Source organism: Rhodococcus sp. PD04 (genome assembly GCF_035918275.1).
Lineage (GTDB): Bacteria > Actinomycetota > Actinomycetes > Mycobacteriales > Mycobacteriaceae > Rhodococcus > Rhodococcus rhodochrous.
Map to the genome: position 1 here is coordinate 3918935 of NZ_CP142143.1, position 15984 is coordinate 3934918.

The following is a 15984-nucleotide window of genomic DNA, read 5'->3' on the forward strand; positions in this document are numbered from 1 at the left end:
GTGCGGTCAGAATGGAGGCCGTGCGCACAGTCTTCGATCCCGCCGAGTCCGGTCCCGGCCGCTTCTACCGCCTTCTCACCGCGACAATCGTGCCGAGACCGATCGCGTGGGTGTCGACCGAGGCCGAGGACGGTGTGTTCAATCTCGCTCCGTACAGCTTCTTCACGGTGGCGAGTACCGCACCGCCGGTCGTGCAGTTCACGTCCGTGGGCCGGAAGGACAGTCTGCGGAACATCGAGCAGACGGGCGAGTTCGTGATCAACATCGCAACCGTGCCGTTGATGGAGAAGGTCAACGCCTCGTCGGCGGCGTTCCCACACGACATCGACGAGTTCACCGAGGTGGGGCTGCACGCCGAGCCGAGCGAGCGGGTGCGGCCCCCGCGGGTCGCGGAGGCACCGGCCTCGATCGAGTGCCGGCTGCACCGGGTGATCGAGATCGGCGACTCGTTCGTCGTGATGGGCGACGTCCTCGCGGTGACGGTCGATCCGGAGGTGCTCGCGGAGGACGGTGCCCCCGACTTCGCGGCGCTCGGCGCGGTGAGCCGATTGGGGCGGACGGAATGGGGCCTGACGCCCGCGGTGCGGAGACTGCAGCGGCCCGGCACTCCCGGGTGAACACAGGTTAGGCTTCGCTGAACGATCGTCGGGATGCTGCACGTCGTCAACGGTGGCATCCGAGCAACCTCGGAGGGCGTATGGCGAAGAGCACCGGAACCGCACGGCGCGATCCCTATCTCAAGCCCGAGTCGCGGCGGATGGCGCGCGCGCAGGTGCTCGCCACCGAGCGGATCAGCCCGACCTTCGTGCGCATCACCGTGGGCGGTGACGACATCGACTCGATCGCGCCGATGGGCTTCGACCACTGGTTCCGGATGTTCTTCCCTACCCCGGAGCAGCAGGAACTCACCCTCCCCGGGGCGACGGACGACCGTTGGTGGCCCGAATACCAGGAACTGCCCGAGGAGCAGCGTCCGGTGTTGCGGAACTACACGTTCCGCCGCGTGCGACCTGCGGGAACCGGGTTGTTCGGCCCGACCACCGAGATCGAGATCGATTTCGCGTCGCACGGCGATCTGGGTCCGGCCTCGGCGTGGGCGGAACGCGCGCAGCCCGGCGACGAGATCGGCATCCTCGACGAGGGCATCAGCAACCTCCCTCTCGACGAGGCGCGGTCGTGGCTGCTCGTCGGTGACGAGAGCGCCGTGCCCGCGGTGGCCGGCATCCTCGATTCGATCCTCGCCCTCGACCCGCTCGCGGCGGTGGAGGTCCTCGTCGAGGTTCCGCACCCCGACGACCTCACCGCCCAGAACGTTCCGACGGGCGAGAACGTGCTGGTGCATCCGGTGATCAGGACGGATCCCGAGGCCGTACCGGGCAGTCTCGTCGCCGACGTGGTGCGGAAGTCGACCCCGTCGTCGGATTCCGCCCACGCATTCGTCGCGGGCGAGTCGTCGCTCGCGACCGGCGTGCGTCGTCATCTCGTGCGCGAGTGCGGCTGGGACCGGTCGGCGGTGACCTTCATCGGATATTGGAAGTACGGCGAGCCGGTCTACTGAAGGTCGGCACCACCGAGAGACCGAATCTCTCCGGAACGACGAACGTCGCGGTACCGACCGGCAAACCGGTTCGGGACCGCGACGTCCGGATGTCGCTGGTGTCGGCTCAGCCGGCGTGCTTCTGGATGAGATCACCCAGGCGCGGCAGGGCCTCGACGACGTGCTTCTTGGCCGAGGGGCGCAGCGAGTCGTAGACCTTCTTGACGCCGGACTTCGACGTGCCGGCGATGCGCTCGTCGGTCACCCCGAGGAGAGCGTCGGCGACGACCTCACCGCGGGCGACCAGGAAGTCCGAGAACGAACCGTTGCCTGCGTACTCCACCCAGAAGGGCTGGAGCTTCTCGACGAATTCGGGCAGCAGACCTTCGACGGCACCCGGCACGATGCCCGGGCCGACCTTCTTCACTGCTGCGTAGCCACCCTTGAGGGCGAGACCGGACGCACCCTTCTTGTCCGACACCTCAGCATCGATCAGGGCTTCGACGTCTGCCTTGACCGCCGGGAACTTGTCGGCGCCGAGGAGGGCATCGCCCAGAGCTGCAACCACTTTCACTGCCTCCGTAGATGTGACACTTGTGACCGTTGGGACGCGGGGAACGATATACGACGATTCCGTGCCGTCACAGTCCGCGTCCGGCGAGGTCGTCACAGTCCGCGTCCGGCGAGCACCGTACGGCACCGACGCACCCGTTCGCACCACCACTCGATGCGGTCGGGATCGGCTCGCAGCGCATCGAGTCGCTCGGGTTCGGGCTCGACGGCGACGACATCGAGCGCTCCGTCGGACATGTGCAGAGCCGGCGCGACGTCGGCTTCGAAGAATCCGCCCGTGCCCAGTCCGCAGGCATACGGGAGGTCGGGCAGGGCAGCGGCCGCCGCGAGACCGGTGGCGATCCCCACCGCGGAGTCGAGGGCGCTCGAGACGACCACCTCGACGCCGTGTCCGGCGAGTTCGTCGGCGAGCGCGACGAGACGTCGGACCCCGCCGAGCGGCGCGACCTTCACAACGGCGACGTCCGCTCCCCCGGCCCGCACGACCCGCAGGGGATCCTCGGCGCGGCGGATGCTCTCGTCCGCCGCGATGCGCACTCCGGGCAGTCGCCGGCGCACCTCGACGAGTTCGGGGACGGTCGCGCACGGCTGCTCGGCGTACTCGAGCGGTGCGTCGGCGGTGAGCGCCGTGAGCGCGCGCACGGCCTCGTCCACGCTCCAGCCGCCGTTCGCATCGATCCGGACGTTGGGCACGTGCTCGCGCACGGCCCGGACGCGAGCGACGTCCTGTGCGAGATCCTGGCCCGGCTCGGCGACCTTCACTTTCGCGGTGCGCGCACCGGGGAATCGGGCGAGGACCTCGGGGACGCGCTCCGGGCCGACGGCGGGGACGGTCGCGTTGACGGCGATCCGGGAGCGGCGCGGAGCAGGATGGCCCTGCCAGGCGGCCTCGATCGCGGACTGCAACCAGTGCGCCGCCTCGTCGTCGCCGTATTCGGGAAACGGCCCGAACTCGCCCCACCCGGCGGGTCCGCGCAGCAGCAGCACCTCGCGTTCGGTGATGCCGCGGAACCGGACGCGCATGGGCAGCGAGACGACGACCGCCCCGTCGAGCAGTTCGTCCGCGGACGGGAGGGGCGGCGAGGACGGGAAGGGCAGGGAGGTCACGGCTGGCCCGGCAGCAACTGGACCATCAGCGCCTCGCAGTCGGCGAGGAGATTGCCGTCGACGTCACGCAGTTCGGCCTTGCAGAAGGCCTTACGACCGTCGACGCGGTCGACCCAGCCGTCGACGACGAGGTCGGTCTCGATCGGGGTGATCCTGCGGTAGTTGACGTGGAGATAGGCGGTGCGGGCGATCGGCCGTCCGTTGGCGTGGATGACCATGCCGAACAGGTCGTCGAACAGCAGTGGCAGTGTGCCGCCGTGCGCGGCTCCGTTGCCCCCGAGGTGGTAGCGGCGGAAGACACCGCGTTCCCGGACACCGTCCGGCCCAAACTTCTCGATCGTCCACGGCAGCAGCAGCGCGCTGCCGCGTCCGGGCAGGTCGATGTTGAATCCGGCGGGCGAGCCGCCCTCGGGTACGGCGTGCTCGGCGAGCAGGTCGATCAGGGCCTCGGTCTGCTCGATCGCGCGGTCGACGACCTCGTCCGGCGGATTCGTGGAGACCATCAGATCCTGCAGACGCCGGAAGGTCTCGACGAAGCGACCGTAGTTCGGCCCCGCCTCCACCGGTTCGTAGACCGGGAATCCCCCGTGGTGTTCGTAGTCGTCGCGGGGATCGGTCTGCTCGCTCATGGTTGTGCACGTTATCGGGCGACAGCGCACGTCGTCGCGATGCCCGGCCCTTTATGGTGACGAGGTGACCTTCGATCCAGAATTGTGGCGCCCGGTACCCGGGTTCGAGAACCTCACCGACATCACCTATCACCGACACGTCACGCAGGGCACGGTCCGCGTCGCGTTCGATCGTCCCGAGGTGCGCAACGCCTTCCGTCCGCACACCGTCGACGAGCTCTACCGCGTGCTCGACCACGCGCGGACCACCTCCGACGTCGGCGTCGTGCTGCTCACGGGCAACGGCCCGAGCCCGAAGGACGGCGGATGGGCGTTCTGCTCCGGCGGCGACCAGCGGATCCGTGGCCGCAGCGGCTACCAGTACGCGAGCGGCGAGACGGCCGACACCGTCGACAAGGCCCGCGCCGGCCGCCTGCACATCCTCGAGGTCCAGCGGCTGATCCGGTTCATGCCGAAGGTCGTCATCGCTCTGGTCAACGGCTGGGCCGCCGGTGGCGGGCACAGCCTGCACGTCACGTGCGACCTGACGCTCGCCTCCCGCGAGCACGCTCGCTTCAAGCAGACCGACGCCGACGTGGGCAGCTTCGACGGTGGCTACGGCAGCGCCTACCTCGCCAAGATGGTCGGCCAGAAGTTCGCGCGGGAGATCTTCTTCCTCGGCGATACCTACACGGCCGAGGAGATGCACCACATGGGTGCGGTCAACAAGGTCGTCGACCACGACGTGCTCGAGAACGTCGCGCTGGAGTGGGCGCAGAAGATCAACGGCAAGTCGCCGCAGGCGCAGCGCATGCTCAAGTACGCCTTCAATCTGCAGGACGACGGACTCGTCGGCCAGCAGTTGTTCGCGGGCGAGGCCACCCGCCTGGCCTACATGACCGACGAAGCGATCGAGGGTCGCGACGCCTTCCTGGAGAAGCGCGATCCCGACTGGTCGCCGTACCCCCACTACTACTGATCCTGACGCGACGAACCGGGCTTCGCCCCTGCTACAGCAGGTGCAAGGCCCGGTTCGCCGCGCAAGGAGGGGTCGTCGGACGGAAGGTCAGACGCAGTCGCGGCAGAAGGCCTGCTCGCCGTCGCCCGTCGCGCGGCGGCTGTGGTGCTGGACGAGGAAGCAGCCCATGCAGGTGAACTCGTCCGACTGCTTCGGCAGGACCTGGACCGAGAGCTCCTCCGCCGACAGTGCCGAGAGGTCGGCGCCGGGCAGGTCGAGGGTCTCGAGGATCTCGCCCTCGTCGGTGTCGGCGGCCGCGGTGGGCTTGATGTCCAGCTCGTCCAGGGCAGTGCCACCGCCGCCCAGGATGTCGGTGGTGCGGGGAGCGTCGTAGTCGGTCGCCATGGCAGTTCTCCTCACTCGTTGTCGGCGGTGCCGCGCAGTCGCGGGTTACGGCTGCGTCGGACCCGCTGTGGCAGGCCGGCGCTGTCATGGGCACCGTTGCCGTCAGTAATGTCCCACCCGAAGCTTCGTCAAACACATATGTCCAGTTACGTTCGAACTGTGTGCTCTCGGGCACACTGTGGGACATGACCGATCGCCAGAGTCCGCGAACCGCCCACACCCGCCCGGAAGGCGTCTCCGACGCCACTGTGAAAGCGACCGGCAAACTGTCCGAGGCCCTCGAGACCGTCGAGCAGGCGCGGGGCCATCTCTATGCCTTCCACCAGCTGATGGGCCGCGCCGATCTGCTCACCGGCGACGCCGAGGAGCTGTTCCGCGAGGCCGGGCACGACGAGATCGCCGAGCGTCTCGGCACCGAGATCATCGGACGCAACATCGCCGAGGGTCGCTGGACCTTCCAGCTCGTCGAGGAGTTCGACGACGGCTACTGGTCGGACTTCCGCACCTTCGAGAAGCAGGTGCGCGACGAACTCGTGCAGGGCCGGCGCCATCTGTTCGAAGCAGAGATGAAGGAATCGCGGCGCACACACGGCCGCCGCCATCACGAGGCCCGCCCGGCCGAGGAGCAGTGACGGTGGAGATCCTCAGCAGCCGCACCATCCTCCGGCCGCGCGATCAGGAGGCCGCCGTCGAGTTCTACGGCTCGACGCTGGGACTGGCGATCGCCCGCGAGTATCCCGGCGGAACCGTCTTCTTCGCGGGGCAGTCGCTCATCGAGATCGCCGCCCACGGCCGGTCCGACGACAGCGACGAGGTGTTCCACGGCGCCCTGTGGCTCCAGGTGCGCGACGTCTACGACGCCGAGGCCGAGCTGGCACTGAAGGGTGTACGCATCGTCCGGGGTGCGAAGCAGGAGCCGTGGGGACTGCACGAGCTGTGGATCGCCGATCCCGACGGGATTCCGATCGTCCTGGTGCAGATCCCCGAGGACCATCCGTTGCGCCGCGACCTCCGCTGACGAACGGAGGTACCCGGGCACGACCGCAGACAGTCGCGCGGCGCCGGTGATCTTGCACACAAGCCGCGCGGTCTGCTCTGCACTCCGCTCATGGTCGGAGTCCGAAAGAACCGGTCGGGCGTGACGCCGAGACGCAGAATTCACACCCCCGTCGCTGTACATTCACGTGCCCGCTACCCCACAATCGACAGACGTGACCGCAGAGTTCGTCGTGCTCCTGGTGGTGGTCGTCACTGCCCTCGCATTCGATTTCACCAACGGCTTCCACGACACCGGCAATGCCATGGCGACATCCATCGCCACCGGCGCCCTCAAACCCAAAACCGCGGTCACTTTGTCCGCGACCCTCAACCTCGTCGGCGCCTTCCTGTCCGTGGAAGTCGCCGCGACCGTCGCGAAGGGTGTCGTCGACCTCGACACCGTCGGCGGTACCGATCTGTTGCTCATCGTCTTCGCCGGTCTGGTCGGAGCGATCCTCTGGAACATCTCGACCTGGCTGTTCGGCCTGCCGTCCAGCTCGTCGCACGCCCTGTTCGGCGGTCTCGTCGGCGCTGCACTGGCGTCGATCGGTGTCCAGGGCGTCGTGTGGGACGGAGTCCTGGGCAAGGTCCTGATCCCCGCCGTGCTCGCGCCCGTCATCGCGGCGCTGGTGTCCACGGTGGGTATCTGGTCGATGCACCGCCTGACCCGTTCCGTCTCCAACGAACACCGCGACCGCGGCTTCCGGCTGGGACAGATCGGCACGGCGTCGCTGATGTCCCTCGCGCACGGCACCAACGACGCGCAGAAGACGATGGGCGTGATCTTCCTGGCCCTCGTCGCTCACGGCACGATCACCGCCGACACGGACATGCCGTTCTGGGTGAAGGTCGCCTGTGCCGTCGCAATCGCACTGGGCACCTATCTCGGCGGCTGGCGCATCATCCGCACTCTGGGCAAGGGCCTCGTCGAGATCGCCCCGCCGCAGGGCCTGGCCGCCGAGTCGTCGTCGGCCGCCATCATCCTCACCTCGAGCCATTTCGGTCTGCCGCTGTCGACCACACACGTGGCCACGGGATCGATCCTCGGTACGGGTCTGGGCACCAAGGGCGCCGAGGTGCGCTGGTCGGTGGCGCGACGGATGGTCGTCGCGTGGGTCATCACCCTGCCGTGCGCCGCGGTCGTCGGAGCGACCTGCTGGGCGCTCGCCCACCTGATCGGCGGTATGCCCGGCGTCCTCGTCGTGTTCGCGATCCTGTGCGCTCTGGCCGTGTTCATGTGGCTGCGCTCGCGCCGGCAGCCCGTCGACGCCTCCAACGTCACCGCCGACTGGGACGACAAGCTCGCCCCGGCGCCGGGTGCCTCCGAGACGGTCACCGGGGAAGGACGCGCGTGAACCTGCTGACCCACACCCTCGACTCCCTGTGGCAGGTCGTTCTCGTAGGCCTGCTGCTCGGCGCCGGCCTGCCCTCCCTGTTCGCCCTGGGGGTCCGCGCGCTCGACACCGGTCGCGGCAGCGACGGCACACCCAATCCGGCGGCACGGACCGCCGCGGTGCTGTGCTTCGCTGTGGTGGCCTGCGCGATCCTGGCGGGCATTCTCCTGCTGGCGTCCGATTTCCTCGCCGGAACATTCGGCATCGACATCTTCTGATCGGAGTGACGGGTGGCCCTCCCGCCGTTTCTCGCTTCCATCGTCGAGTGGCTCCGCGCCGGTTACCCCGAAGGGGTGCCGGAACAGGACTACGTACCCCTGTTCGCACTGCTCGCGCGGCGCCTGTCCGACGAGGAGGTCGCCCAGGTCGCCGACACCCTGGTCGAGGACGGTGACCTCTCGATCAACCGCATCGACATCGCGGTCCTCATCAGCAAGATCACCAACAACATGCCGTCGCCCGACGATGTGGACCGGGTCCGCCGCCAGCTCGAAGCGGGCGGATGGGACACGACACAATACGATCTGTGACCACACTCGAGCTTCTTCCCGTCCCTGCCGGGCCCGCCGTCCGTTCCGTGCTGCCCGCCCTGCAGCGCATGCTCGACGGTGACGGGCCGGCGCTGCTCCCCGTACCCGCCGGGGACGAGCGGGAGACGCTCCGCCTCACCGACGCGCTGAGCCCCGGTGACCCCGTCGCGGACGGCGTCGGACTGGTGGTCGCGACCTCCGGCACGACCGGGATCCCGAAGGGCGCCCTGCTCTCCGCACAGGCGCTGCGCGCGAGCGGCGACGCCACCCACGCCCGGCTGGGCGGAACGGGCTCGTGGCTCCTGGCCCTGCCCGCCCACCACATCGCGGGCATGCAGGTACTGCTGCGCAGCCTGCTCTCCGGAACCGAACCCGTCGTCGTCGACGTGTCCGCCGGTTTCGATCCCGCGGGTCTGCCCGCGGCGGTGGACGCCATGGCAGGTCCTCGCCGCTACAGCTCGATGGTTCCCACCCAGCTGATCAAGGCCCTCGATCATCCCGACGCCACCGCGGCGCTCGCCCGCCTCGACGCGATCCTGCTCGGTGGGGCCGCGACTCCCGTGCCGGTCCTCGAACGCGCCCGCGCGGCCGGCGTCACCGTCGTCCGCACCTACGGCATGAGCGAGACCTGCGGCGGCTGCGTCTACGACGGCGTGCCGCTCGACGGGGTGCACGTGCGCGTCGACGGCGACTCACGGGTGTGGCTCGGCGGCGCCACGCTCGCCTCGGGCTACCGGAACCTGCCCGATCATCCCGCCTTCGCCGAACCCGGCTGGTTCCGCACCGACGACGCAGGCACGCTCGACGACGGGGTCCTGCGCATCCTGGGACGGCTCGACGAGGCCATCTCCACCGGCGGGCTCACCGTGGTCCCCCAGGTGGTCGAGGCCGTGCTCGTCGAGCACCCGGCCGTCCGGGAGGTCGCGGTGGTGGGTCTGCCCGACACCCGGCTCGGTCAGCGCGTCGCGGCTGTCGTCGTGCCCGTCCCCGGCGCCACGCCGACGCTCGCCGAACTCCGCGACCACGTCGAGGCCACGCTCGATCCCACTGCTGCGCCGCGTGAGCTGCAGCTCGTCGACGCACTACCGCTGCGTGGGCCGGGCAAGGTGGATCGCCGCGCCCTCGTCGCGCGCTTCTCCTGACGGGTGCGCACGACGCGGCAAGCGGACCCGGGTGCGAAGATCGATCCATGGCAACGGCTGGTCAATGGCTCGAAGGCGCTCGTCCGCGCACCCTCCCCAATGCGATAGCACCCGTCCTGGCAGGTACGGGCGCTGCGGCGTGGCTCGGTGAGGTCGTGTGGTGGAAGGCGCTGCTGGCACTGGTCGTCGCGCTCGGATTGATCATCGGCGTGAACTTCGCCAACGACTACTCCGACGGCATCCGCGGCACCGACGATGAGCGGGTCGGGCCGATGCGGCTGGTGGGTTCGGGCGCGGCGAGCCCCGGCGCCGTCAAGCGCGCCGCGTTCGTGTGCTTCGGGATCGCGGCCGTCGCGGGACTCGCTCTCGCCGTCACGACCGCCTGGTGGCTCGTGCTCGTCGGCGCGGTCTGCATCGCCGGGGCCTGGTATTACACCGGCGGGAAGAACCCGTACGGATACAGCGGATTCGGAGAGATCGGAGTCTTCGTCTTCTTCGGGCTCGTCGCGGTGCTCGGCACGCAGTTCGTGCAGGCCGGTCGCGTCGACGGGGTGGGTCTGGCGTGCGCGGTCGCCGTCGGCTCGCTCTCGACGGCCGTGCTGGTGACGAACAACCTCCGCGACATCGCGACCGATGCGGAGACCGGTAAGAGGACCCTGGCGGTCAAGCTGGGTGATCCGAGGACCCGCACGCTCCACCTGGTGCTGATCGTGGTGCCGTTCGTGATGTCGCTCGTGCTGGTCGCGGCGACGCCGTGGGCGCTCGCCGGCTTCCTCGCCGCGCCGTTCGCGGTCCGCGCGCACAAGCCGGTGCGGGCCGGCGCCCTCGGTCTCGCGCTGATCCCGGCGTTGAGCGATTCGGGTGTCGCGATGCTCGTGTGGGCGGTGGCCACCGCGCCCGCGCTGGCCTTCGGCTGACCAGGACGCGGGCGCGGCGGAATCGGTCGCGGACGGGCGGATCAGTCGCGGTCCGGGACGATCAGTCCGAGGACGAAGTTGACGATCGCGATGATCACGCCGCCCCACAGTGCCGCCCAGAAGCCGTCGATCGTGAGGCCGTACTCGGTGAAGCCGCTCAGCCACGCGGTGAGCATGAGCATCAGCGCGTTGACGACGAGCAGGAACAGCCCGAGGGTGAGGATCACCAGCGGCAGCGACAGCAGCTTCACCAGCGGCTTCACGAGTGCGTTGACGACGGTGAAGATGGCGGCCAGGACGACGAGCGTGATGACCGCGCGGGTCGTGTCGGAGGTGCCCGCGGGATCGGTGAAGTCGATCCCGTCGACCAGCTCGACCGCGAGCCACAGACCGACCGCGTTGATGATCAACCGCAGTATCAGAGAAATCATGGTGCCACTGTGGCACACGGAACCCGGTCTCGTAACGGGCAAATCGGACGCATCCGGGGCCGCCCCTCCCCCTCAGCGGCCTCTCAGTGACGGACGGTAGCGTCGGCCGGCGTGCGTTCACGTCTTCTCCCCCTGCTTCTCACTGTGACCGGACTGCTCCTCGTGGGCACCGGTGCGGTCTTCGCCTGGCTCGATCGCCCCGAGACGACGGTCGCGACCGTCGCGGAAGAGCCGAGTCCCTCGGCGGACGGCGTCGACGAGGCACGGAGCAACCTCCAGCGAGCCGGACTGCCGCTGTCGGTGCTCGACGGCGGTGTCGGGCAGCTGACGGAGGGCAGCACCCAACTCGACGACGGTGCCCGACAGCTGTCCGACGGCCTCCGGCAGGCCCGCGACGGTGGGGAGCAGCTCGCCGCCGGCCTCGGACAACTCGACGGCGGTGTCGACATGCTCGGCGACGGTGCCCGCCAGGTGAGCGGCGGCGTCGACGAGGTGGTCGACCGGCTCTCCGGTTTCGGGGAGATGCAGGGCGACGTCACGGCACGGCTCACGACCGTCGCCGACACGCTCGGCGCGTCCGCGGATCCGGTCTCGCAGGGTGCGGCCGGCCAGCTGCGCGGACTCGTCGAGACCCTCGACACGCAGGGCCTCGGACCGGACACCCTCGACCAGCTCGGGCAGTTGCGCGACGGCGCGCGGCAACTCGCCTACGAACTCACCGATCCGAACGCGCAGTTCGTCGCGGGGATGGCGCAGGCGGCCGACGGTTCGCGACAGCTCCGCGACGGCCTCGTCCTCCTCGACGACGGCGGCCGAGCTCTGACGGACGGCACCGGACAGCTGGTCGACGGTGTCGGGCCGGTGGCCGATGTCGTCGGTGGCATCGCCGACAACGTGCGGTCCGCCACCGATGCACTGCCGCGCAGCGCGCCGGCCGCTACGGACACGCAGGTCGCGGAAGCCGTGGCGACGGCGGATCGTCGGTGGTGGCCGTTCGCGACGATCGCGGTCGGCACGCTGCTGCTCGTCGCGGCGACGGTCGTCCCGCTCGTCGCCGGGCGCCCGCTCGCGGTCGCTCCCGCGCCGACCCGGTAACCGTCCGAAGGGTCGACGACGTCAGGCAGCGGTGTCGTCAGGCAGCGGCGTCGAGGTGGCCGTTCAGGCGCTGACGGAGCTGCGCGCGCGGCACGTGCGCTTCCACGAGGGCGACGGTCGCCGGATCGTCGCTGCGCAGCAGTCCGAGCAGAATGTGTTCGGGGCGAATGACGCGTTCGCGGCGTGCGATCGCCTCCCGCAGCGCGAGTTCGAGCGACTTCTTGGCCGCCCGGTCGAACGGGATGTGACCGAGCCGGTTCGCGCCGGCCCGCCGGTCGGTGCCCTTCCCGTCGAGCACCCCCTTGCCGAAGGCCGCTTCGAGACGGCTCCGGACCTCGTCGAGGTCGATCCCGATCGCTTCGAGTGCTGCGGCGTCCTCGTCGCCGAGCGGGGAGTCGGCGGTGCGGGCGGCCCGATCGGAGCGGAGCCCGTCGACCGTGAGACCTTCTTCCGCGAGCAGGACCCGCAGCGGTTCCTCCGCGGCGACGGCGACACCGATGAGCAGGTGCGACGCCTCGATCCGGGGATCGTGCACCCGGATCGCCTCCTGTTGCGCTGCGACGACGACGGATCTGGCACTGTCGGCGAATCGTTCGAACATGTCGATCACCTGCGCTTCCGGTTGTGCTTCTGATGGACCGCCTGGCGGCTGACGCCGAGTTCGTCGGCGATGGCCTGCCAGGACCAACCCCGCTCACGGGCATTCGCGACCTGGACCTCCTCGAGCCGTTCCAGCAGGCGGCGCAGGGCACGCACGGCGCGCAGGCCCACTGCGGGATCGGAGCTCGCGGCGGCAGCGGCGAGGGTGGTGGCTTCACTCATGTTGTCAATATAGGTTGACAACGAGAGCGTGTCAACGAAAATTGACAGAAGACGGAATCTGCACAGGTGGTGGAGTCTCTATCGACGCCACCGACCGCTGGTCACCGAGGCCACCGACCGCTGGTCGCGAACTTTTCCAGCACCTCGAGCGGCCCGGTCAGGTCCATCCCCTCGGCAGCGACCCACTCGTCGGAGAAATAGGTGTCGGCGTAACGCTCGCCGCCGTCGCACAGCAACGTCACGACGCTGCCCTCACGGCCTTCTTCGAGCATCTCGGCGATCAGACCGAAAGCTCCCCAGAGGTTCGTGCCGGTCGAGCCGCCCACCCGTCGTCCGAGCGCGGTGCTCGCGTGCCGAATGGCGGCGATGGACGCCGCGTCGGGCACCCGCACCATCCGGTCGACGACCTCGGGAACGAAGGACGGCTCGACGCGCGGACGTCCGATTCCCTCGATACGCGAGGGCATGCCGGTGGTGTAGTCGGCCGAGCCCGTCTCGAACCCGCCGAAGAACGCCGAGTTCTCCGGGTCGACGACGGCCAGCCGCGTCCGGTGACGGCGATAGCGGATGTAGCGGCCGAGGGTGGCGCTCGTGCCACCGGTCCCGGCACCGACGACGATCCACTCCGGTACGGGATGACGCTCGAGACGCATCTGCGAGTAGATGCTCTCGGCGATGTTGTTGTTGCCCCGCCAGTCGGTGACCCGCTCGGCGTTCGTGAACTGGTCCATGAAGCAGCCGCCGAGTTCGTCGGCGAGCCGCTGCGCCTCGGTGTAGATCTCCGGCGGGCGGTCGATGTAGTGGCACCGGCCGCCCTGGGCCTCGATGAGCGCGACCTTCGCCGGTGAGGTGCGGCGCGGCACGACGGCCACGAAGTCGAGACCGAGCAGCCGCGCGAAGTACGCCTCGCTCACCGCGGTGGAACCCGAGGACGCCTCGATGACCGGGGTTCCCTCACGGATCCAGCCGTTGCACAGGGCGTAGAGGAACAGCGAGCGCGCGAGGCGGTGCTTGAGGCTGCCCGTGATGTGCGTCGACTCGTCCTTCAAGTACAGGTCGATGCCCCGGTCCGCCGGGAGCGGGTAGCGGAGCAGGTGGGTGTCGGCGCTGCGCTGGGCGTCGGCCTCGATGAGCCGGACCGCGTCGTCGACCCAGTCGCGGGGTGCGCTGCGGTCGACGACCGCGCCGGTCGCCGTCACCGCCCGTTCTCGCCGCGCATGCGCTTCTCGAGGTCGGCGCGCTCGGTACGCCGGCGCTCGTCGACCGCGGCGATGCCCTCGTTCACGCGACGCCGCAGCGACGCGAAGAGCACGAGCGAGACGGGCAGCGCGATGAGCACAGCGAACAGGGCCGCGACGAGGAGGGGGATTTCCACCCCGAATGCACGCGGAACGTAGAGAATGAGCAGTGTGAGCGCGACCACGAGGGCGAGTCGTGCCGCGGAGTACAACGCGACGTCCCGGATCAGGGACCCGGTCCCCGCCCTGCCGGTTGCGCTCTCGTCACGAGAGTGTGGAGTGCGCTGGGAGGGGGTATTCGAGGGTTCGTTCCGGCGTTCGTCGTTCACCACTCCAGGTTAACCGGCCGCCCGGACCACGAGCTCCGCGACGATTTCCGGAAGTCGGACATCCGTCCGTTTTGTCTATTACTTCCGCTTTACCAACCGTAGACCGTTCGAGCAACCAGGGGTATCGGTGCCACCATGGGCTTGGACATCCCGATCGAACAACTCGATCGCGTCGAACAACACGATCACGACAACCGGGAGGACATTCGCAATGAGCGCACCCACTTTCAACGGCGCGAAGGAATCCCTGCTGACCCCGGGCCAGGTGGCAGCACTGTTCCATGTGGATCCCAAGACCGTCACCCGGTGGGCCCACGCCGGCCGATTGGGCTCGCTGCGGACCCCCGGCGGCCATCGCCGCTTCCGTGAGTCCGAGGTCCTGGCGCTTCTCCGCTCCCTCACGACCGAAGCGACGCGCTGATCCGAGACACGAGAATCCGCACCTCCGGCGTGCACCTGCCGGACCCCGGCCGACCACCCGCGGAACCCACGTGCCGGACCGGGTTCCGCACACCTAGAATGTGGACGAACCGGTCTGCGGTCGCCGCGGCCCGGAGGTGTACGGCGAGGGCACGTCCTCGTCCGGCACCGCCACGGTCAGGAGGTGCAACGTGCTCTATCTGTTGGCACTCATCGGTGCGGTGACACTCGCCGTCCTGCTGTGGAAGGCGTACGGTCCCACGTCTCGTCCGCCCACCCGCGTGATGGGTCCGGACGACGATCCCGACTTCCTGTGGAAGGTCGATCGTGAGGTGCACCGCCGCCGGAGTGGCGACGGCACCGGCGAGTCCGATCAGGACCGGGGCGACTGACCGTTCGCGGTGTGCGGTGAGCCTGTCACCGTGGCGGAGCTGCGAGCCTGTCACCGCGCGGTGAAACCGTCGGCGATATCCGCGGCGAGCCCGAGCAGGGCGCGCCGCGTACCCGACTGCAACCGGTCCGGATCGATCTCCGCTCCTTCTTCGAGGTGGGGGTCGAAGGGTAGGACGTGGACCGCGCGGCACCGGTGTTCGAAGTGCCGCACCACGAGGTCGAGATCGACCTTGCCCGACCTCGGCCGCACCGCGTTGACGACGGCCACCGACCGCTCGACCAGGTCGCGATAGCCGTGCGCGTCGAGCCAGTCGAGCGTGGCCGACGCGCTGCGGGCGCCGTCCACCGATCCGGAACTGACGACGACCAGCGTGTCGGCGTTCTCGAGGATCGCGCTCATCGCGGAGTGCATGAGCCCGGTCCCGCAATCCGTGAGCACGATGCTGTAGAACCGCTCGAGCAGCCCGAGCGTCCGCTCGTAGTCGTCGGCGCTGAAGGCCTCCGAGACCGCCGGATCGGCGTCCGAGGCGAGCACCTCGAGACGATGCGTGTTCTGCGAGGTGTAGGCGCGCACGTCCGCGTACGTCTCGAGCAGCGCGTGATCGCGCAGCAGCGTGCGCACCGTGGCCGGCGTCTGTTCGGCCACCTTCTGACTCAATGTCCCGCGGTCCGGATTCGCGTCGACCGCGACGATCCGATCGCCCCGCAACTCCGCGAAGGTCGAGCCGAGGGTGACCGTGGTGGTGGTCTTTCCCACCCCACCCTTGAGGCTCAGCAGGGCGATCCGGTGGCAGTCGCGCAACGGTGCACGCACCCGCTCGACCGATTCGTCCCTGCGCTGGTGCCGGGAGCTCTCCCCCATGCGGACGCGTCCGCCGGTCGCGCGGTAGACCACTCGCCGCCAGCCCTCCCGCGGCGGCGCAGCGACCGGGCGTACCAGTAACGACGAGTCCAGCGCCGTCGCGTCCAGTGCGTGTCCGTCGAGCCCCGACGTACCGTTGCCGGCCCCATCCACCGCGTTCTCCCCCCGTCGACTGTCACGGACGA

The 15984-nt window shown here is 69.4% G+C and carries 23 protein-coding genes; 13 read left to right on the forward strand and 10 right to left on the reverse strand.

All coding sequences use genetic code 11. The features are described 5' to 3' along the window. Positions 1 to 11: 11 nt before the first annotated feature. Together U9J23_RS17860 and U9J23_RS17865 are read left to right on the forward strand one after the other, a co-directional pair. Complete coding sequence (locus tag U9J23_RS17860) at positions 12 to 617, forward strand: flavin reductase family protein (protein ID WP_059383322.1); 606 nt, start codon at positions 12 to 14, stop codon at positions 615 to 617. An 80-nt stretch (positions 618 to 697) separates the two neighbouring features. Continuing rightward, the gene (locus U9J23_RS17865; protein WP_059383323.1) at positions 698 to 1558 is read left to right on the forward strand and encodes a siderophore-interacting protein; all 861 of its coding nucleotides are present in this window, start codon (positions 698 to 700) and stop codon (positions 1556 to 1558) included. Positions 1559 to 1664: 106 nt separating this feature from the next. Here the strand turns inward: U9J23_RS17865 and U9J23_RS17870 are convergent, their stop codons facing one another. The 3 genes from U9J23_RS17870 to U9J23_RS17880 form a co-directional block, all read right to left on the reverse strand. Next, positions 1665 to 2105, reverse strand: a complete 441-nt coding sequence (locus tag U9J23_RS17870; protein ID WP_033096107.1) for a DUF6918 family protein — start codon at positions 2103 to 2105, stop codon at positions 1665 to 1667. A 98-nt stretch (positions 2106 to 2203) separates the two neighbouring features. Then, the gene (locus U9J23_RS17875) at positions 2204 to 3208 is read right to left on the reverse strand and encodes an o-succinylbenzoate synthase (protein ID WP_080968332.1); all 1005 of its coding nucleotides are present in this window, start codon (positions 3206 to 3208) and stop codon (positions 2204 to 2206) included. 5 nt (positions 3209 to 3213) lie between these two features. Beyond that, positions 3214 to 3846, reverse strand: coding sequence for a PaaI family thioesterase (locus U9J23_RS17880; protein ID WP_326599542.1), 633 nt, complete (start codon positions 3844 to 3846; stop codon positions 3214 to 3216). A gap of 64 nt (positions 3847 to 3910) precedes the next feature. Between U9J23_RS17880 and U9J23_RS17885 the strand changes: the two genes are divergently transcribed. Continuing rightward, positions 3911 to 4804, forward strand: a complete 894-nt coding sequence (locus U9J23_RS17885) for a 1,4-dihydroxy-2-naphthoyl-CoA synthase (protein WP_326599544.1) — start codon at positions 3911 to 3913, stop codon at positions 4802 to 4804. Positions 4805 to 4891: 87 nt separating this feature from the next. Here U9J23_RS17885 and U9J23_RS17890 read toward each other — a convergent pair whose 3' ends face one another. Continuing rightward, positions 4892 to 5188 carry a DUF4193 domain-containing protein gene (locus tag U9J23_RS17890; RefSeq protein ID WP_016694322.1) on the reverse strand — a complete coding sequence of 99 codons (297 nt, stop codon included), beginning with the start codon at positions 5186 to 5188 and terminating at the stop codon, positions 4892 to 4894. Between the two features lie 185 nt (positions 5189 to 5373). On the opposite strand from U9J23_RS17890, the gene U9J23_RS17895 reads away from it, so the two are divergent. The 7 genes from U9J23_RS17895 (at position 5374) to U9J23_RS17925 (ending at position 10209) form a co-directional block, all read left to right on the forward strand. Beyond that, positions 5374 to 5820 carry a hypothetical protein gene (locus U9J23_RS17895; protein WP_059383416.1) on the forward strand — a complete coding sequence of 149 codons (447 nt, stop codon included), beginning with the start codon at positions 5374 to 5376 and terminating at the stop codon, positions 5818 to 5820. Between the two features lie 2 nt (positions 5821 to 5822). Next, complete coding sequence (locus tag U9J23_RS17900) at positions 5823 to 6206, forward strand: VOC family protein (RefSeq protein WP_059383326.1); 384 nt, start codon at positions 5823 to 5825, stop codon at positions 6204 to 6206. A 193-nt stretch (positions 6207 to 6399) separates the two neighbouring features. After that, positions 6400 to 7581 (forward strand): inorganic phosphate transporter, encoded by a 1182-nt coding sequence (locus U9J23_RS17905; RefSeq protein ID WP_106201470.1) that lies wholly within the window; start codon positions 6400 to 6402, stop codon positions 7579 to 7581. After that, entirely contained in the window at positions 7578 to 7838 is a 261-nt protein-coding gene (locus U9J23_RS17910; protein ID WP_016694326.1) for a hypothetical protein, read from the forward strand. The genes U9J23_RS17905 and U9J23_RS17910 overlap by 4 nt, the downstream gene beginning before the upstream one ends. 12 nt (positions 7839 to 7850) lie before the next feature. After that, positions 7851 to 8150, forward strand: coding sequence for a DUF3349 domain-containing protein (locus U9J23_RS17915; RefSeq protein ID WP_006552314.1), 300 nt, complete (start codon positions 7851 to 7853; stop codon positions 8148 to 8150). Then, complete coding sequence (gene menE, locus U9J23_RS17920; protein ID WP_442802254.1) at positions 8123 to 9292, forward strand: o-succinylbenzoate--CoA ligase; 1170 nt, start codon at positions 8123 to 8125, stop codon at positions 9290 to 9292. Before U9J23_RS17915 ends, menE begins: the two co-directional genes overlap by 28 nt. Positions 9293 to 9339: 47 nt before the next feature. Beyond that, the gene (locus U9J23_RS17925) at positions 9340 to 10209 is read left to right on the forward strand and encodes a 1,4-dihydroxy-2-naphthoate polyprenyltransferase (protein WP_326599553.1); all 870 of its coding nucleotides are present in this window, start codon (positions 9340 to 9342) and stop codon (positions 10207 to 10209) included. A gap of 41 nt (positions 10210 to 10250) precedes the next feature. Here the strand turns inward: U9J23_RS17925 and U9J23_RS17930 are convergent, their stop codons facing one another. Beyond that, positions 10251 to 10640, reverse strand: a complete 390-nt coding sequence (locus U9J23_RS17930; RefSeq protein WP_059383329.1) for a phage holin family protein — start codon at positions 10638 to 10640, stop codon at positions 10251 to 10253. A 111-nt stretch (positions 10641 to 10751) separates the two neighbouring features. On the opposite strand from U9J23_RS17930, the gene U9J23_RS17935 reads away from it, so the two are divergent. Then, the gene (locus U9J23_RS17935; protein ID WP_326599556.1) at positions 10752 to 11735 is read left to right on the forward strand and encodes a hypothetical protein; all 984 of its coding nucleotides are present in this window, start codon (positions 10752 to 10754) and stop codon (positions 11733 to 11735) included. A gap of 37 nt (positions 11736 to 11772) precedes the next feature. Here U9J23_RS17935 and U9J23_RS17940 read toward each other — a convergent pair whose 3' ends face one another. The 4 genes from U9J23_RS17940 to U9J23_RS17955 form a co-directional block, all read right to left on the reverse strand. Continuing rightward, entirely contained in the window at positions 11773 to 12336 is a 564-nt protein-coding gene (locus tag U9J23_RS17940; RefSeq protein ID WP_186455421.1) for a Clp protease N-terminal domain-containing protein, read from the reverse strand. Positions 12337 to 12341: 5 nt separating this feature from the next. Beyond that, positions 12342 to 12557 (reverse strand): helix-turn-helix domain-containing protein, encoded by a 216-nt coding sequence (locus tag U9J23_RS17945; RefSeq protein WP_016694332.1) that lies wholly within the window; start codon positions 12555 to 12557, stop codon positions 12342 to 12344. Positions 12558 to 12658: 101 nt separating this feature from the next. Beyond that, positions 12659 to 13756 carry a PLP-dependent cysteine synthase family protein gene (locus tag U9J23_RS17950; protein WP_326599560.1) on the reverse strand — a complete coding sequence of 366 codons (1098 nt, stop codon included), beginning with the start codon at positions 13754 to 13756 and terminating at the stop codon, positions 12659 to 12661. Next, positions 13753 to 14127 (reverse strand): DUF4229 domain-containing protein, encoded by a 375-nt coding sequence (locus tag U9J23_RS17955; protein ID WP_059383332.1) that lies wholly within the window; start codon positions 14125 to 14127, stop codon positions 13753 to 13755. Before U9J23_RS17955 ends, U9J23_RS17950 begins: the two co-directional genes overlap by 4 nt. Positions 14128 to 14335: 208 nt before the next feature. On the opposite strand from U9J23_RS17955, the gene U9J23_RS17960 reads away from it, so the two are divergent. Beyond that, positions 14336 to 14545: a BldC family transcriptional regulator gene (locus tag U9J23_RS17960; protein ID WP_006552323.1), complete on the forward strand. Its 210-nt coding sequence runs from the start codon at positions 14336 to 14338 to the stop codon at positions 14543 to 14545. A 190-nt stretch (positions 14546 to 14735) separates the two neighbouring features. Next, a complete protein-coding gene (locus U9J23_RS17965; protein ID WP_059383418.1) occupies positions 14736 to 14936 on the forward strand; it encodes a hypothetical protein in 201 nt (66 codons plus the stop codon). A gap of 50 nt (positions 14937 to 14986) precedes the next feature. On the opposite strand, the gene U9J23_RS17970 is transcribed toward U9J23_RS17965, so the two are convergent. Next, on the reverse strand, positions 14987 to 15952 hold the full coding sequence (locus tag U9J23_RS17970; RefSeq protein ID WP_326599566.1) for a MinD/ParA family ATP-binding protein: 966 nt from the start codon (positions 15950 to 15952) through the stop codon (positions 14987 to 14989). Positions 15953 to 15984 lie beyond the last annotated feature (32 nt).

What these genes read in the sequence shown, in the direction of transcription:
- U9J23_RS17865 (WP_059383323.1), top strand. Translation starts at nt 698, where the DNA reads ATGGCGAAGAGCACCGGAACCGCACGGCGCGATCCCTATCTCAAGCCC.
- U9J23_RS17890 (WP_016694322.1), bottom strand. Translation starts at nt 5,188, where the DNA reads ATGGCGACCGACTACGACGCTCCCCGCACCACCGACATCCTGGGCGGC.
- menE (WP_442802254.1), top strand. Translation starts at nt 8,123, where the DNA reads ATGGGACACGACACAATACGATCTGTGACCACACTCGAGCTTCTTCCC.
- U9J23_RS17880 (WP_326599542.1), bottom strand. Translation starts at nt 3,846, where the DNA reads ATGAGCGAGCAGACCGATCCCCGCGACGACTACGAACACCACGGGGGA.
- U9J23_RS17895 (WP_059383416.1), top strand. Translation starts at nt 5,374, where the DNA reads ATGACCGATCGCCAGAGTCCGCGAACCGCCCACACCCGCCCGGAAGGC.
- U9J23_RS17930 (WP_059383329.1), bottom strand. Translation starts at nt 10,640, where the DNA reads ATGATTTCTCTGATACTGCGGTTGATCATCAACGCGGTCGGTCTGTGG.
- U9J23_RS17925 (WP_326599553.1), top strand. Translation starts at nt 9,340, where the DNA reads ATGGCAACGGCTGGTCAATGGCTCGAAGGCGCTCGTCCGCGCACCCTC.
- U9J23_RS17940 (WP_186455421.1), bottom strand. Translation starts at nt 12,336, where the DNA reads ATGTTCGAACGATTCGCCGACAGTGCCAGATCCGTCGTCGTCGCAGCG.
- U9J23_RS17860 (WP_059383322.1), top strand. Translation starts at nt 12, where the DNA reads ATGGAGGCCGTGCGCACAGTCTTCGATCCCGCCGAGTCCGGTCCCGGC.
- U9J23_RS17945 (WP_016694332.1), bottom strand. Translation starts at nt 12,557, where the DNA reads ATGAGTGAAGCCACCACCCTCGCCGCTGCCGCCGCGAGCTCCGATCCC.
- U9J23_RS17960 (WP_006552323.1), top strand. Translation starts at nt 14,336, where the DNA reads ATGAGCGCACCCACTTTCAACGGCGCGAAGGAATCCCTGCTGACCCCG.